Origin of the sequence: Gilliamella sp. Nev5-1, from assembly GCF_001690895.1 — a bacterium.
Taxonomy (GTDB): Bacteria; Pseudomonadota; Gammaproteobacteria; order Enterobacterales; family Orbaceae; genus Gilliamella; species Gilliamella apicola_C.
The window spans coordinates 32,837-49,273 of record NZ_LZHO01000047.1 but is presented as its reverse complement, the minus strand read 5'-3'; the positions used below and the strand labels follow the sequence as shown (position 1 = coordinate 49,273).

The following is a 16,437-nucleotide window of genomic DNA, read 5'->3' as shown; positions in this document are numbered from 1 at the left end:
TCACAACTTTTTATCTATCGACGTTAAAATGCCGCGTAAAATATTTAACTCTTGTTGTTCAATACGCGCTCGAGTAAATAATCGACGCAAACGTCCCATAATTTGCCCTGGATGATTGGCATTGATAAAACCTGTCTGTAATAAAGTTTGTTCTAAATGCTGGTAAAAACGCTCTATATCAGCATCTACCGGAAACTCTGAGTTTATATTGCCGTTGCCTTTTAATTCAGAACGCTGATCGTCAAGATTTAGCATTGACATGCGAATTTCGTAGCACAAAACTTGTACTGACATTGCTAAATTTAGAGAACTATAATCAGGATTAGCAGGAATGCCAACATGGTAATGGCACTTTTGCAATTCTTCATTGGTTAAACCAACTCGCTCACGCCCAAACACTAAAGCAACTTTAGAACGAGTATTGGTTGTTTCTTGAATAATTTTATCACTACACTCTTTCGGCGTTAAATGAGGCCATTGTAAACTACGAGAACGTGCGCTAGTGCCAATCACTAAAGTACAATCGGCAATTGCTTGTTCAAGCGACGCAAAGAGTTGTGCATTTTTAATAATATCACTAGCTCCTGCCGCTAACGAAATCGATTGAGAATCAGGTTTGATGGTTGGGTTGACTAAACAAAGGCTAGTTAATCCCATTGTTTTCATTGCTCTTGCCACAGAACCCATGTTGCCTGTATGCGATGTTTCGACTAAAACAATTTTTACATTATCTAAATAATTCACATCATCCTCATTAAAATATTAATCAATCATAACTAAAAAATGCATAAAATAAGTATATACTAAAATGGCATTAAGGTGCAGAATATAGGTGATTACTGATACGATTAGATATTAATAAAATTGTTTTCCATTATAAAAATAATAAAAAAACAAACATGTGATTAACTGCTATTAATAGTAAATTAGCATAAAATGTAAAATTGAATTTTTTAGACAACAATCACAAAATAGGATTAATAATAAAGATTATATTGACGAGCCAAATATAATTTGGCACTGTATAATCATGAAAATGGCTCAAATCAATAACGGCATTAACCATCGTCTGAAAAAACAAGGAGATTAATTATGGCGTTAAATATTACCAGTAAACAAATGGATATTACTCCTGCTATGCGTAGTTATTTAGAAGAAAAATATACTAAATTGGACAAATGGCGAGCACAATTAATAAATCCTCATTTTATTTTATGCAAAGAGCCAGACGGCTTTGTCGTTGATGCAACCATTATCACAAAAGGCACACCATTAGTGGCTTCAGCTAAACATATTGATATGTATGCAGCGATTAATGACCTTATTGAAAAGCTTGAAAAACAGCTTAATAAACTGCAACATAGAGGTGAAGCACGCCGAGCGACAAGCAGTATAAAAGATACTGTATTAGAAGAAATTTGATTTATTTTTTCGATGCAATAAAAAGGCACTTCGATAGTGCCTTTATTTTTTTGCTTGTTATAATACAACCTATCTTTTTTTTAATATCATTATAAAAATGACTACAAATCCTTTGTTACCTTTACGCGATAAAATTAATGAACTTGATAAGATGTTGTTAGAGCTTATTGCTAAACGGCGTAATCTTTCAACACAAGTTATTCACACAAAAATTGGAGCAAATATTCCTGTTCGCGATATAGAGCGTGAGCGTTCACTTATTATTTCATTAATTAATCAAGGGAAAAACTATCATCTTGATGATGTGTTTATTAAACGTTTATATCAATTAATTATTGAAGACTCAGTCCTATTACAACAAAAAATTTTACAAGAAAAACTGAATGACGATATTATCGCCACAGCCAAAGTTGCTTTTTTAGGACCTAAGGGGTCTTATTCACATTCAGCAACACGCCGTTATGCAAGTGCTCACTTAGATCAGATGATCGAATCTAGTTGCACTTCATTCAAAGATGTATTTGAGAAGGTTGAAAAGGGCGAAGTCGACTATGGAATTTTGCCGATAGAAAATTCTAGCTCTGGTTCAATTAACGAAGTTTATGACTTATTACAAAAAACCAACTTGCATATTATTGGCGAACTTTCATTACCTATTGATCATTGTGTGCTTGCCATGCCGAATTCGCAATTAGAGCAAATCGACACTATTTATAGCCACCCACAACCCTTCCAGCAATGTAGTAATTTCTTAGAAAGTCACCCTCATTGGAAGATTGTATATTGTGATAGTACTTCATCAGCAATGGAAACCGTTGCTAAATTGAATAAGCCGAATGTTGCCGCAATGGGGAATAAGGATGGTGGCGAATTATATGGATTACAAGTTCTTGAACATAACTTTGCTAATCAAAAAGAGAACATAACGCGTTTTATCGTGCTTGCAAGACAACCAATTGCTGTTTCAGATCAAATTCCTGCTAAAACCACTATTTTAATGAAAACAGGCCAACAAGCTGGTGCTTTAGTTGATGCGTTATTAGTATTACGCAATCATAATATCATCATGACTAAGCTTGAATCTCGTCCAATTCATGGTACACCATGGGAAGAAATGTTTTATATTGATTTACATGGCAACATTCATTCTTATGAAATGCAAACAGCGCTTAAAGAGCTAGCTTCAATGACACTATATACCAAAGTGCTCGGATGCTATCCAAGTGATTCTATTGTTTCTATAATGTAATCATTATGACAATGCAACACTTTTCACAAGCGGTGCTTAACTGGTATGAGAAGTATGGTAGAAAATCATTACCATGGCAACTCGAAAAAAGCGCCTATCATGTTTGGTTATCAGAAGTGATGTTGCAACAAACACAAGTTGCAACGGTGATTCCTTACTTTAACCGATTTATTAAGCAATTTCCTAAGATAACAGACCTAGCACAAGCACCACTTGATGATGTATTACATCTTTGGACTGGGCTTGGTTACTATGCAAGAGCGCGCAATTTACATAAGGCAGCACAAACAATTGCGGAAAAATTTAATGGCTCATTTCCAACACAATTTGATGATGTGGTGGCGCTGTCAGGTGTGGGGCGTTCAACTGCTGGCGCTATTTTATCTCTTTCGCAAAACCAGCATTACCCCATTTTAGATGGTAATGTAAAACGTGTGCTCACTCGATATTTTGCTGTTGAAGGCTGGCCAGGTATTAAAAAGATTGAAAATAAGCTCTGGGAATTAAGCGAGCGAGTGACACCTAAGCAAGATGTTGCAAAGTTTAATCAAGCCATGATGGATATAGGTGCAACGGTTTGTACTCGCAGTAAACCTAAGTGTACTTTATGTCCTTTGCATGGTAATTGCTTAGCTTATAAGACAGAAAGTTGGCAACAATACCCAACCAAAAAAACTAAAAGCACCATTCCTGCAAAGACAGCCTATTTTTTAATGCTGGAATATAATAATACGATTTGGCTTGAAAAAAGACCTCCGTCTGGCATATGGGGCGGATTATACTGCTTGCCTCAGTTTGCAAGCCAGCAAGCATTAACTGACTGGTTAAAAAAACAAGGTATTGAAACCACAAAACCCAAGCAACTTATTGCATTTCGCCATACATTTAGCCACTTTCACTTAGATATTGTTCCAATTTATTGTGTAATTACTAAACATACAAAATGTTGGGAACAACCTTGCGGTTATTGGTATAACCTAAAATCCGACAATGCAAAAATAGGGCTTGCAACACCTGTTTATAACTTATTAAAACAAACGTCTTGTTAACGTTTGTTTATCAATACTCATGCTATTTTTAGGATATAATTACTGATTATTTTTAATTCTATTTAATTATGCAAAACAAACAACATCAAGGCTTATCTGGCTACTTAGTCTTTTTAATGGCATTTGCTATTGGTATTACAATTGCTAGCAATTATTACGCTCAACCGCTATTACATTCAATTACAAATAATCTGCATATAAAAGTAGAACATGCTGGAGCAATCATTATGGCTGCACAATTTAGCTATGCCATAGGCTTGCTATTTATTACACCACTTGGTGATAAGGTAGAGCGTAAGCGATTAATTATTATTTTAATGATATTATCCACTTGTGGACTTATGGTAAGCGCATTATCTAAAAATATATGGATGCTTATCATCGGTACCGCAATGACAGGCTTATTTTCAACGGTTGCTCAAGTTTTAATACCCTTTGCGGCAACGCTCTCAAGGCCAGATCATCGGGGTAAAGTTGTTGGTACTTTAATGAGCGGTATGTTACTAGGTATTTTATTGGGAAGAACTTTTGCTGGCGCTATATCCTCAATTGCGGATTGGCATGGCGTATATTGGATTGCAACAGGTGTTATGATTATTGTGACACTACTACTTTCGATTTCACTACCAAAATATAGTAATACCATTAATATTAATTATTTTCAGCTTTTATGCTCAATTGGTTCATTATATAAACAAGAACCGATATTAAGAATTCGTTCATTATTAGCTATTATCTCATTTTCACTATTTTCATTATTATGGACACCACTTGCCTTTTTGTTAACTAATACACCATATCACTATTCTGATTTTATGATTGGTTTATTTGGATTAGCGGGAGCTGCAGGCGCGATGGGATCGCCAATAGTTGGAAAACTGTCAGACAAAGGCAAAGGTTATATTGCAACAACCATTGGATTAAGCTTATTACTATTATCTTGGCTACCACTTTCATTCGCTCAATATTCAATTACTGCTTTAATTCTAGGTGTGGTTTTATTAGATTTTGCCGTACAAGTTACCCATGTTTCTAATATGAATGCTATTTATCAAATCAGACCAGAAGCACGTAGCCGAATGAACACGGGTTATATGGTATGTTATTTTATTGGTGGAATGCTAGGCTCTGCTGGATCGACTTATTTGTTTAGCCATTACGGATGGAAAGCGATAATTATTGCAAGCACTTCCTTGGCAATATTAGGCATTACTAGTTGGCTTTTTTATATTAAAACTCATCAAAAATCTTAAAGTTATTAACAAAAGTAAATGGTTTATTATCTGTGTTACCTCCCGAGGGTTAATACTTAATTCATATAAAAATCATGTGGCTTATTTTAGTGTTTTATATTCAATGGGTGTTATGTTTAATACTTTGTAAAAGATATCCAGAAGTCTATAGCGGTTAATCATAAAAATGACTTGTTACATAACATCGATGTTGCGAATAATAAAAAACATGGCTAATTTGCTTTCCAGAACGGAGGCCTGTGTGGCTATTTACCAAAAATATTTGATGAAATGACAGTTAGAAAAATTATTGAAAAATCTAAGCATTAAATAAAAAACAAGATATACATAAAAGCAAATCGTAATTTTAGATAAGGATATAAAAATGACTATATTTGAACAACAATATCGTAACTAATTATCATCGCTTAATGTACAATAGTTTATTTAGCTCAAGTATGAGCTAATCGCTGGTGATGTAGATTGGATTATATTTAGTTAACATCTGCATAATGTGCGTCTTATTAGATTTCATCTGTTCCTATATCCTATTTTATATTAAGATGTTATCAAGCTGTTTTAAAATAATATGATTAATTCTTGTAGCAAAACCACAAGAATTATTAAAAGATAGCGATTAAATACGCATAGCATATTTGATAATTTGTTTTTTTATTGGAGAACAACAATCAATAGTATTCATTCCTACTGTTCTTATCATCTTTTTAAGCAAGTTATCACCATTAAACATATCTTGAATTGTTTGCATTGCTGCTAACATCACTAAAGTATCTTTACGGCGAGTAAACTGAAATGGTTTTAAATTGCAAACTAAACCAATATCTTTTTGTTCATCGATTAATGTTTTAATTGTTGAGACTAATAATGCAGAATCTTGAAACCCTAAATTTACACCTTGCCCAGCTAAAGGATGAATGGTATGAGCCGCATCACCAATTAAGACAAGCCGATGTTGAATAAATTGTTTTGCAATGCGGGCTTTTAATGGAAATACCATACGAGGGTTAATTAACTGACATTGACCGACTTTATCGCCAGTTAACCGAAATAACTTATCAGAAAACTCTGATTCAGATAGAGAAGCTAAACTAGTCGCATTATCTGGTTTTGTTGACCAAACCAAACAACTTTTGTTGGCCTGCCACAGGGGCAGAAAAGCCACAATACCATTTGGATAAAAAATCTGCCTTGCACAAGATTGGTGAGGGTACTCGGTTTCAACCGTTGTAATAACAGCATGATGCAGATAATCACGTTCAAAAACAGGAATATTTTTGCATCGACGTACCCAAGAATGAGCGCCATCTGCACCAATTAGTAATTTAGTTTGTAAGATAGCTTTATTAGCAAGTGTCAAAAAAGCAAAATCATCATTAAATGCACAATCAATTGCCTCGCAATTATAAATATTAATATTGCTACAATTTAAAGCATATTGGTAAAGGTGATGAGAGATAATATTATTTTCGATTATATAGCCAAGATTAGAATACCCATAATCTTTGGCATGAGCAGATAAATGAGCTTGGCCATTTTTTTCCCATACACCTATTTCAGTAAACTCTTGTACACGTTTACTTGCACACAAATCATTCCATATACCTATTTGCGAAAAGTAATGTTGACTTGCGCCATTAATAGCTGAGGCTCTAATGCCTATTTCATTCTGTGAGAAAGATTGGTGCTGGTGAATTTTAGTATCTATAATCGCTATTTTTAGCGCGTATTGGCTAAGTGCGCAAGCAGTTGCTAAACCAACTAATCCGCCCCCTACAATTGCTACATCAAATTGAATATTCATACCTAGAAGCAAAACTATTTGTTATCTAACTTATCATCATTTTGGGTTTCAATATCATCATCATTCATTGCTTTCTTGAAGCCTTTTAATGCTGAACCAAGATCAGAACCTAAATTACGCAACTTTTTAGTGCCAAATAATAAAATAACGACAGCAAGAAACACTAAAAGGTGTGGAATACTAAAAGACATAATCAAATCCTCTTAATAAATATAACGCTCTATTTAGGGTAGACTTTAGAACATATTTTATGGAGTGATCATTATACTCTTTTTATGAAGGGATTTCATAAATAGTTCAAGAATAAAAAAAGACCTGTATAAAACTATACAGGCCAACATGAAATATAAGGAATATAAGGAAAGAAAACAATGAAAAATCCTTACCCTGCTTATTATCCATTTTTTTTCGCTTTAGTCAATCGTTTTTATTTGTTATTGGCTTGTTTGGTTATTATGTGAGTTTTGATTTAAATTTTTAAAAAACAATTAGTTAATGATTTTGATTGCTACTATTAAATTTTGATTAATGTCAATTTTAAATAAAAAAAGTATAAATAATCATAAAAAATACTTTTTTCGCAGAAAAAAACAAATAAACAAACAAAAAACAAAGAATAATTATTTTCTTCAACTGTTTTTACCAATACATTAAAAAACGAGAAATACAAAAATATAAATTTTAAAAAAACGAAAAAGTGAAAAAAATAAAATTAATTTAATCGGTTATTCCAAATAATAGGTATATACAAAACTATAAAAAAATGCACTATAATTAATAAACTAGTGATAGATATAATGGATTAAAGATGAATACAATTAAAAATAATAATGTTAAAACTTTTAAAGATAGATTGCTCAGCTCTATGCAAGGTTTATCTGTTTCAGCCTTCGCTAAAAAATGCGATATGTCCGAAACGGTAATTCGAGACTACTTATCTGGCAAAACTTACCCTTCACTGACACGTTTGGAAGTCATCGCTGAAAAATGTAATGTTTCTTTTAATTGGCTTGCTACTGGTCATAAACTAGAGTTTGTAGATTCTAAAAATAGCGATGAAGATATCTATAGCGAAAATATTTATCGCATTCCTGTTTATAATAAACAACTACCAACAAAAGAGGAAGCACAAAAAGAACGTTTTGTAAGAGAAACCCCTCCATTGATGAATTATCCTATCATTGAGGGCTGGGCTAAGCACCGTGGCTTAGATGCTAAAAAATTAATTATATACTGGGCCAAAGGCGATTTAATGTCACCAGAAATCGAAAACAATAATGGACTAATTCTTAACACTGAAATAACAGGTATTGTTGATGGTGCAATTTATCTAATTGAATACGAAGATATTACCTTTTTAAGAAAGGTTCGTTTAACACTTAATGGTTGGTTATTAATTTGTAATAATAGCCAGAATCCAACCATTGAAGTTCCCAAGTCAGATTTTCATAAATATCATATTGTAGGCCGTGTTGTTCTTCTTATTAAAGACATATTTTAATACCTTTAATAGCTATATATTAACTTTCAATATATAATTGGAAGTTAGAGGGAATATTAGATATTTTGTTCCCTCATTGATTTCTTCTATATTGATAAACCCATTAATAGCAATCAGATAGCTAAATGATATTAATTGGAAATTCCAGATAAATTGAGATTCAAAGGCAACATATGCCTATTTGCACTACCTCTATTTTTTTATATTATTAATAGTAGTATTAATAAAAAACGCTATGATGAATCAGGTCTAATATGTATCAATTTTTTGAAAAATTGGTGTCATCTTATCCAAAAGATGAACCTCAACCTATGGCTAGAAACTTTTTTAGTTTCATATGGCAATCAGCGAAAGGGACTCGCTTATTTCTGTTGCTATTAATTATTTTTAGCGCATTAGGCGGTGCTTTTGAAGCTTTTTTATATGCTGCCCTTGGTAAAGTTATTGATTGGCTTTCAGTTGTTGAACCTAGCAAATTTTGGCAACAAGAAAAAACAACATTAGCGCTGTTAGCCCTAATCATTATAGGAAGTACCATTATTATTGGGCTACAAACGATTATTAAACATCAGTGCCTAGCTGGAAATTTTCCAATGCGATTGCGGTGGAACCTGCATCGGTTAGTGCTTAATCAAAGTATGCGTTTTTTTCAAGATGAATTTGCTGGAAGAATATCGGCAAAAGTCATGCAAACGGCACTCGCAGTTCGTGATACTTGTTTTTTAGTGGCAGATATTTTTATCTATGTTCTTATTTCGTTTATTACTATGGCTACAATCATCGGGCAATTAGATCTTTTGTTATTAGTGCCATTTATGATCTGGTGTCTAATTTATGGCATTGCTATGTATTATTTTATTCCTCGTTTAAGTAAAGTAGCAAGTGCACAAGCGGACGCTCGTTCGACAATGACTGGGCGAGTCACCGATGCTTATACCAACATTATAACAGTAAAACTATTTTCTCATGCAGGTAATGAGGCAAAATACGCTCAAGAATCGATGAATGAGTTTTTAGTTACTGTTAATAAACAAATGCGGCTAGTCAGTAGTTTTGAAATAGTAAATCATTTATTGTCCATTTCCTTAGTGCTAAGCACAACAGGTGTTGCCTTGTGGCTATGGACAAATCAATTAATTGGTATTGGCGCAATTGCCACAGCAACAGCAGTAGCACTTCGATTAAATGGTTTTTCACACTGGATTATGTGGGAAATAGCAGCGCTATTTGAAAATATTGGTGTAGTAAAAGATGGCATTAATACGTTTTCTGTCGCTAAAGCAGTGATTGATCAACCAAATGCGCCTAAGCTTAATGTAACTCAAGGTAAAATTGAGTTTAAACATATTTATTTTAGTTATGATGAGAAAAAACGTAGCTCAGTAATTGAGAATTTAGACCTAACGATAAAACCAGGCGAAAAAATTGGTTTAGTTGGCCGATCAGGAGCAGGAAAGTCAACGCTTATTAATTTATTACTCCGTTTTTATGATTTACAAAGTGGTGAAATTGTTATTGACGGTCAGGATATTACCACTGTTACTCAAGAAAGCCTGCGCGCTCAAATTGGCATGGTAACACAAGATACCTCGTTGTTACATCGCTCAGTAAGAGAAAACTTACTTTATGGTAACAATAATGCTTCAGAAGAAGAAATGATAAAAGCCGCACAAAAAGCTCATGCAGATAACTTTATTCAAACATTAGTTGATGCAAAAGGTAAAACAGGATATGACGCATTTGTAGGTGAACGAGGTATAAAATTATCTGGTGGTCAAAGACAACGCATTGCAATTGCTCGGGTCATTCTTAAAAATGCGCCTATTTTATTGTTAGATGAAGCAACAAGCGCACTGGATTCCGAAATTGAGCAAGCAATTCAGGAAAGCTTATATACGTTAATGGAAGGTAAGACCGTTATTGCTATTGCCCACCGTTTATCAACCATTGCTGCAATGGATAGGTTAGTTGTACTTGATCAAGGTAAAATTATTGAGCAAGGCACACACCAAGAATTACTCATAAAAAATGGGTTATATGCACAGCTGTGGAAACATCAAAGCGGTGGATTTTTAGGGGATAATATTTAATTTTATACATTTTTATTAGTAAATAAGGACATTAAACTTATAATGTCCTTATCACTGCTTAATTAATAAATTTTTTGTAAAATTCTGATTCAAAACGCATAATTGCACTATTTTTTGATTCGTTTTTATTATCCGCTTGATAACCAGATAATAATTGTACGAAAGCTACATATTTACCATCAGGTTTTTGGATAAATCCAGCTAAATTATAGCAACCTTGAATATAACCAGTTTTAGCACGTATTGTCTCTTTAAACGGTGTCTGATTAAAGCTTTTACGGTTTTTTAATGTACCATCAATACCTGCAATAGGTAACATTTCAATAATTTTTAGCTGAGAATCATTAGCTGAAATATATTGTAAAATTTCCATTAATTTATCAGCGCTTACCAAGTTTAACCTAGACAAACCCGAACCATCAGCAATCACTAAATTTTCTAAATTTATACCTGCTTTTTTGCGTAAAATTTGTCTAACTGCATCGCCACCATTACGCCATGTGCCTTGTACATTATAGTAATGTGCGCCTAAGGTTCTAAAAATAGCATCTGCATATAGATTATTTGACTTTTTAAGCATGACAGTTAATAGTTCTGAAAGTGGTGCTGATTGGCTAGAGGCGAGTAAGGTCAATTGAGCATTATTCTTTTCTTTGCGTTGAAGTAGCGATCCTGTATAAGTTATCTTTTGTTGCTTAAGTTCATTTTTTAAAATAGATGAAAAATATTCAACCCCATCAATTACTGCAAATTTTAATGGTGTTTTATCTGAGCTTGCAGCAATACATCCTGATAAATGATAACGATTTTTGTCTAAATAGCTAACATCCAACTCACAATACCTATCATTGGGATCTTTACTGTTTTTTGCAATGGTTTTTACATCAGCTGTTACAGTAACTGGAATATTAGTAGGTTTAGATATTGAGGCTTTTTCACCTACTTTATTTGGTGTCACAGTTGCATAAAAACAATTATCATCAATAATTGCTGCAGATGGTGGGGCATTATAGCAAGCCGTTAAATTATTCCATGACCACCCCGCAGCTTTGTCATGGCTTGTAAATATCGAAGTATCTAAAATTATATTTCCTGCTATTTTTTCAATACCTTTTTGGCGCATTTCAGCAATCATTGTTTTTAATTTGGCTCGCGTAAAAGTGGGATCTCCGCTAAGTTGAATAATAAGATCACCATTTAATTGTTTATTACTAATAACGCCATTAGTTTGCAGGCGTGTTGTAAATCGGAAATTTCGACCTAATTCCAACTCAGCAGCTAATGCGGTTATCACTTTTTGAGTGCTGGCTGGGTGTTTGAATTGATCGCTTTTATATTTTGCTAATGTCTTAGGGCTTCTTCCTACAGATTGAACCAGAATAGACAAATCGCTTCCTTTAGGTAAAGATGATATATAAGGCTCTACTGGTTGCGCATGTAATAGTCCTGAAAAAAAAGGAAGAAGAAAGAAAATTATTACCCTGAATTTTGCCATGAATGCTTGCTCAAAATGTTATTAAATTAAAACAGTTAAATGTGACTTGCAAATATAACTTTTTTTGATTTAGCTAGCAATATATACTCAACCACTTTTATAATTATGTGCTATCGAATAATTTAACATAGCCAAAAGAAAAGTTAACTTCATATAGCTTTTAATACTAGGTAATATAACTATGATTCAAAATTCATTAGGTTTTCCAATAGAAACAATATTAGTATTTGTTGGGCTAGCCGTGACTGCAATTATTATTGATTTATACGCTCACCATAACGATAAACCAATCAGCTTAAAAAATGCTATTATTTGGTCGCTATTTTGGATAGCGGTTGCATTAGGATTTGCACTATTTTTATACATTCACCATGGCAGCACTATAGCCAGCTTATTTATTACAGGTTATGTTCTTGAAAAAGCCTTATCGGTCGATAATCTGTTTGTCATTATGGCTATTTTTTCATGGTTTGCTGTACCAAATAACTATCGCCATCGCTTACTTTATTGGGGGGTTATTGGTGCTATTATATTTCGCGCCATATTTGTCGTAATTGGCACAGGTTTGTTGTATTTAGGTCCTTGGATGGAGTTGGTGTTTTCAATATTGGTTGCTTGCACGGGAATAATGATGTTGAAAAATCAAGATAATGCCGAAAATATTAAAGATTATTCAAATCACTTTGCTTTTCGTATTGCCAAACGTATTTTTCCAACTTACCCAAAAATTGTCGGCCACAGTTTTTTATTGTCACAAAAACAGCTTGATATAGAGCTTGCAAAAGCTGAAAACAATAACTTAGTTGATAAAATACCTAAAAGTCTTTTTTATGCTACACCACTATTTTTATGTATTGTTGTAATTGAATTAAGTGACGTTATGTTTGCTTTTGATTCAGTTCCTGCAGTAATTGCCGTGAGCCAAGAACCATTAATTGTCTATAGCGCCATGATCTTCGCTATTTTAGGTCTTAGAACGATGTACTTTATTTTACAAGCCATGCAACAGTATTTAGTCCATCTTAGTAAGGCGGTGATTTGCTTACTTTTTTTTATTGCAGGGAAACTAGCTTTAAATGCAAGTAATCATTTATTTGGGTGTGGTATAGATATAGATCCAACCACAAGTCTTTATGTCATTTTAGGCATCTTAACTTTGGGTATTATTGCTAGTATTATTTGGCCGGTAAAAAATAAAGATCAATAATTACAAAAATAAAAAGGCAGGATCACTCGCCTTTTTATTTTTAGATTTATCTGCGTTTTAAAGAGCGAATGTAATAACTCACAGCTAAAATAATAAACCAAATCGGAGTGGCCACTAGTGCTTGGCGAGTATCGGCTTCAAAAGTAAGCAATACAATCATAAAAACAAAAAAAGCTAAACAAACACCACTCATAAAAATACCACCAGGCATTTTAAATTTAGATTGTTCATGCAATTTTATTTTTTTACGACGATAAGCAATATAAGAAATAAGAATCATTGACCAAATAAACATAAATAAAATAGCTGAAATGGTGGTTACTATAGTAAAAGCTTCCATGACATTAGGTACTAAATAAATCAAAACTACGCCACCAAATAAGCAAGCACATGAAAACAGTAAACCATTAGCGGGTACCGAGCGAGTTGATAATTTACCAAAAGGCTCAGGAGCATCTTGTTTTTTAGCTAGCCCAAATAGCATTCTGCTTGTAGAGTAAATACCGCTATTAGCGGAAGATGCTGCTGATGTTAATACGACAAAATTAATGATACTTGCAGCTGCTGGTAAACCAATTAATGTAAATAATTCAACAAATGGACTTTTATTTGGAGAAATTAACGTCCATGGTGTAACGCTCATAATGATGATTAAAGCAAAAACATAGAAAAATATGATTCGGACAGGTACAGAGTTAATAGCTCGTGGCAAATTCTTGTTTGGGTCAACTGTTTCTGCTGCTGTTGTACCCACTAACTCGATCCCTACAAAAGCAAAGATTGCAATTTGAAAACCAGCAAAAAAACCCATAATTCCATTTGGGAAAAATCCACCATATTCCCATAAATTTGAAAATGTAGCTATGCTATTAGTTTGTTCAGAATGGAAAGAGGTTAAAATAAGCACTATTCCAATACCAATCAAGGCTAAAATAGCAATAATTTTGATCATTGAAAACCAGAATTCTGTCTCACCAAACATTTTTACTGTTAATAGGTTTAAGGTTAATAGTAAGGTAACTGTTAATAACATTGGTATCCAAGATTGCAGTTCGGGAAACCAATATTGAGCATAACCAGCAATTGCAATAACATCTGCAATTCCTGTAACTACCCAACAAAACCAATAAGTCCAACCAGTGAAAAATCCTGCCCAAGGCCCTAAAAGGTCGTTAGAGAAATCACTAAAAGATTTATACTTTAAATTAGAAAGCAGAATTTCTCCCATCGCTCGCATAACAAAAAATAGAACAAATCCAATAACCATATAGACAAAAATAATAGACGGCCCTGCAAGGCTAATTGTCTTTCCTGAGCCCATAAATAAGCCGGTACCTATAGCACCACTAATTGCAATTAATTGAATATGGCGGTTAGAAAGGTTCCGTTTTAGATCATGCTTTGAGGAAGCGCTCATCGCTATTTTCCTTTTATTTGCTCAATTTCTTAATTTAATAAAGAATATAGGACTATAAAGTCTATAGAATAAAATCGCAAGTTGAATTTTTATGAAAACTTTTTATGACTACACCATAATTATTGGTAGTTTCTTATAATAGAATTGTGTAGCATAACTAACAATGATACTTAACTTATTATAATAATCTATCAAGATGAAAGAAAAGAAACGTCGCTATTATCGTTTTTATGTTTTATGTACTTTATGCTCTTTATTTATTTTATCTCTTCTAACTAGTAGCCAAAGCAATGTAAATAAACCTGTCAAACAAGGTCAACAATATAAAGATGGCAACCTCTTTTTTCCGTTTAACGTAAGCTATCCACAATTAGCTATTCCAGTAAATATTTCAGACTACATGATTCAAATTGCCAAAATCAAGTCGTCATCGCCCTCTTTGTATCTTAAAAATGAACATATCTATAAAGCGATAGATGATTGGATTAATCGTTCCTTAGGAACTGACGAATTTAGCAAAGTTGGGCTTAAAAGTTATGAAATGTCGGGGCAAGATGGGTATGGAAATGTCCATATGACAGGTTATTATACTCCAATCATTAAAGCAAGACATGAGCTAACTACAGATTTTAAATATCCTATTTATAAAATGCCCGTTAGTGAAGAAAAACAATTACCAAATCGAGAGCAAATTTATAATGGTATTCTTGCCAATAAAGGTCTTGAAATAGCATACAGTAATTCTTTGATAGATAATTTCATTATGGAAGTGCAAGGTAGTGCCTATGTTGATTTTGAAGATGATTTACCTTTAGTTTTCTTTAGTTATGGTGGTAAAAATGGACATGGTTATTCAAGTATTGGCCGATTGCTAGTAGAACAAGGTGAAATCGAAAAAGAAAGAATGTCGATACAGGCTATCAAAGATTGGGCTAAGAATAAAAATGAGGAAAAAATTAAAGAATTATTGGTTCAAAACCATTCATTCGTTTTTTTTGAACCCAAATATAATACCGAAGTAAAAGGGGCCGCTAATGTTCCCTTAATTGCCAATGCTTCTATCGCCTCTGATAAATCATTAATACCAATGGGTTCTGTAGTACTGGTTGACGTGCCTCTGCTTGATAGCGATGGGCAATATCGTGGTAGGCGAGAAAATCGTTTAATGGTTGCTCTTGATGTAGGTGGTGCAATTAAAGGGCAGCATTTTGACCTTTATCTAGGGGTAGGTGATCAACCTGGCAAATTAGCGGGATACTATAATCACTATGGCCGCGCATGGTTGCTAAAACCTTAAACAACTAACATCGACGACATTCAAAGTTCCTGTTAGAATAAAGAAATACAAGCTGAATTAAGGATTACTTATGAGATTATGCGACCGAGATATCGAAGCATATTTACAAAACGGTAAATTAAAAATCACACCACAACCAGCAGCAAGTTGTATTAATGGTGCAACTGTTGATATTAGATTAGGTAACCAGTTTCGAACTTTCCGAGAGCATACCACACCTTATATCGATTTAAGTGGTCCTAAAGAAGAAGTTGCTGCGGTATTGGAACGAGTGATGAGCGAGGAAATTGTATTAGCTGAAAGCGATGCTTTCTATTTGCATCCAGGAGAATTAGCATTAGCCGTAACCTTAGAATCAGTCACTATTCCCGATGATCTGGTTGGCTGGTTAGATGGGCGTTCATCGCTTGCTAGGCTAGGGCTGATGGTTCACGTTACAGCACATCGAATTGATCCTGGTTGGCAAGGGCAAATTGTTTTGGAATTCTATAACTCAGGGAAAATTCCATTAGCACTTAGACCTGGAATGACAATCGGAGCGCTTAGTTTTGAAACATTAACTGGAGCGGCTGCAAGACCATACAATCGAAGGCAAGATGCAAAATATAAAGACCAACATGGCGCTGTCGCCAGTCGTATTGATAAAGACTAAACAA

General features: G+C 33.7%; 14 protein-coding genes. 9 read left to right on the top strand and 5 right to left on the bottom strand.

Annotation, left to right across the window (positions count from 1 at the left end; all coding sequences use genetic code 11):
• Nucleotides 1-687, bottom strand: coding sequence for a tRNA (cytosine(32)/uridine(32)-2'-O)-methyltransferase TrmJ (gene trmJ / locus A9G41_RS06890; protein WP_065581699.1), 687 nt, complete (start codon nucleotides 685-687; stop codon nucleotides 1-3).
• 405 nt (nucleotides 688-1,092) lie between these two features.
• On the opposite strand from trmJ, the gene raiA reads away from it, so the two are divergent.
• From raiA to A9G41_RS06870, 4 genes are all read left to right on the top strand, one after another.
• Nucleotides 1,093-1,422 (top strand): ribosome-associated translation inhibitor RaiA, encoded by a 330-nt coding sequence (gene raiA / locus A9G41_RS06885; protein ID WP_065581635.1) that lies wholly within the window; start codon nucleotides 1,093-1,095, stop codon nucleotides 1,420-1,422.
• Between the two features lie 97 nt (nucleotides 1,423-1,519).
• Nucleotides 1,520-2,671: a bifunctional chorismate mutase/prephenate dehydratase gene (pheA, locus tag A9G41_RS06880; RefSeq protein ID WP_075539474.1), complete on the top strand. Its 1,152-nt coding sequence runs from the start codon at nucleotides 1,520-1,522 to the stop codon at nucleotides 2,669-2,671.
• Nucleotides 2,672-2,676: 5 nt separating this feature from the next.
• A complete protein-coding gene (gene mutY / locus A9G41_RS06875) occupies nucleotides 2,677-3,720 on the top strand; it encodes an A/G-specific adenine glycosylase (protein ID WP_075539473.1) in 1,044 nt (347 codons plus the stop codon).
• 68 nt (nucleotides 3,721-3,788) lie between these two features.
• Complete coding sequence (locus tag A9G41_RS06870) at nucleotides 3,789-4,973, top strand: MFS transporter (RefSeq protein ID WP_075539472.1); 1,185 nt, start codon at nucleotides 3,789-3,791, stop codon at nucleotides 4,971-4,973.
• A gap of 616 nt (nucleotides 4,974-5,589) precedes the next feature.
• Here the strand turns inward: A9G41_RS06870 and A9G41_RS06865 are convergent.
• Nucleotides 5,590-6,774 (bottom strand): FAD-dependent monooxygenase, encoded by a 1,185-nt coding sequence (locus A9G41_RS06865; RefSeq protein ID WP_065581639.1) that lies wholly within the window; start codon nucleotides 6,772-6,774, stop codon nucleotides 5,590-5,592.
• 14 nt (nucleotides 6,775-6,788) lie between these two features.
• Nucleotides 6,789-6,965, bottom strand: coding sequence for a Sec-independent protein translocase subunit TatA (locus tag A9G41_RS13520; RefSeq protein ID WP_081302112.1), 177 nt, complete (start codon nucleotides 6,963-6,965; stop codon nucleotides 6,789-6,791).
• A gap of 617 nt (nucleotides 6,966-7,582) precedes the next feature.
• Here A9G41_RS13520 and A9G41_RS06860 point away from each other — a divergent pair.
• Nucleotides 7,583-8,275, top strand: a complete 693-nt coding sequence (locus A9G41_RS06860; RefSeq protein ID WP_065579741.1) for a LexA family transcriptional regulator — start codon at nucleotides 7,583-7,585, stop codon at nucleotides 8,273-8,275.
• A gap of 254 nt (nucleotides 8,276-8,529) precedes the next feature.
• Nucleotides 8,530-10,365, top strand: a complete 1,836-nt coding sequence (locus A9G41_RS06855) for an ABC transporter ATP-binding protein (protein WP_065581640.1) — start codon at nucleotides 8,530-8,532, stop codon at nucleotides 10,363-10,365.
• A gap of 58 nt (nucleotides 10,366-10,423) precedes the next feature.
• On the opposite strand, the gene dacB is transcribed toward A9G41_RS06855, so the two are convergent.
• Nucleotides 10,424-11,860, bottom strand: a complete 1,437-nt coding sequence (dacB, locus tag A9G41_RS06850) for a serine-type D-Ala-D-Ala carboxypeptidase (protein ID WP_065581641.1) — start codon at nucleotides 11,858-11,860, stop codon at nucleotides 10,424-10,426.
• A gap of 181 nt (nucleotides 11,861-12,041) precedes the next feature.
• On the opposite strand from dacB, the gene A9G41_RS06845 reads away from it, so the two are divergent.
• Nucleotides 12,042-13,067: a TerC/Alx family metal homeostasis membrane protein gene (locus A9G41_RS06845; protein WP_065567717.1), complete on the top strand. Its 1,026-nt coding sequence runs from the start codon at nucleotides 12,042-12,044 to the stop codon at nucleotides 13,065-13,067.
• 46 nt (nucleotides 13,068-13,113) lie between these two features.
• Here the strand turns inward: A9G41_RS06845 and cycA are convergent, their stop codons facing one another.
• Complete coding sequence (cycA, locus tag A9G41_RS06840; protein ID WP_065567716.1) at nucleotides 13,114-14,484, bottom strand: D-serine/D-alanine/glycine transporter; 1,371 nt, start codon at nucleotides 14,482-14,484, stop codon at nucleotides 13,114-13,116.
• Between the two features lie 196 nt (nucleotides 14,485-14,680).
• On the opposite strand from cycA, the gene mltA reads away from it, so the two are divergent.
• Nucleotides 14,681-15,781: a murein transglycosylase A gene (mltA, locus tag A9G41_RS06835; protein ID WP_081302113.1), complete on the top strand. Its 1,101-nt coding sequence runs from the start codon at nucleotides 14,681-14,683 to the stop codon at nucleotides 15,779-15,781.
• Nucleotides 15,782-15,851: 70 nt separating this feature from the next.
• Complete coding sequence (gene dcd / locus A9G41_RS06830) at nucleotides 15,852-16,433, top strand: dCTP deaminase (protein ID WP_065567715.1); 582 nt, start codon at nucleotides 15,852-15,854, stop codon at nucleotides 16,431-16,433.
• Nucleotides 16,434-16,437 lie beyond the last annotated feature (4 nt).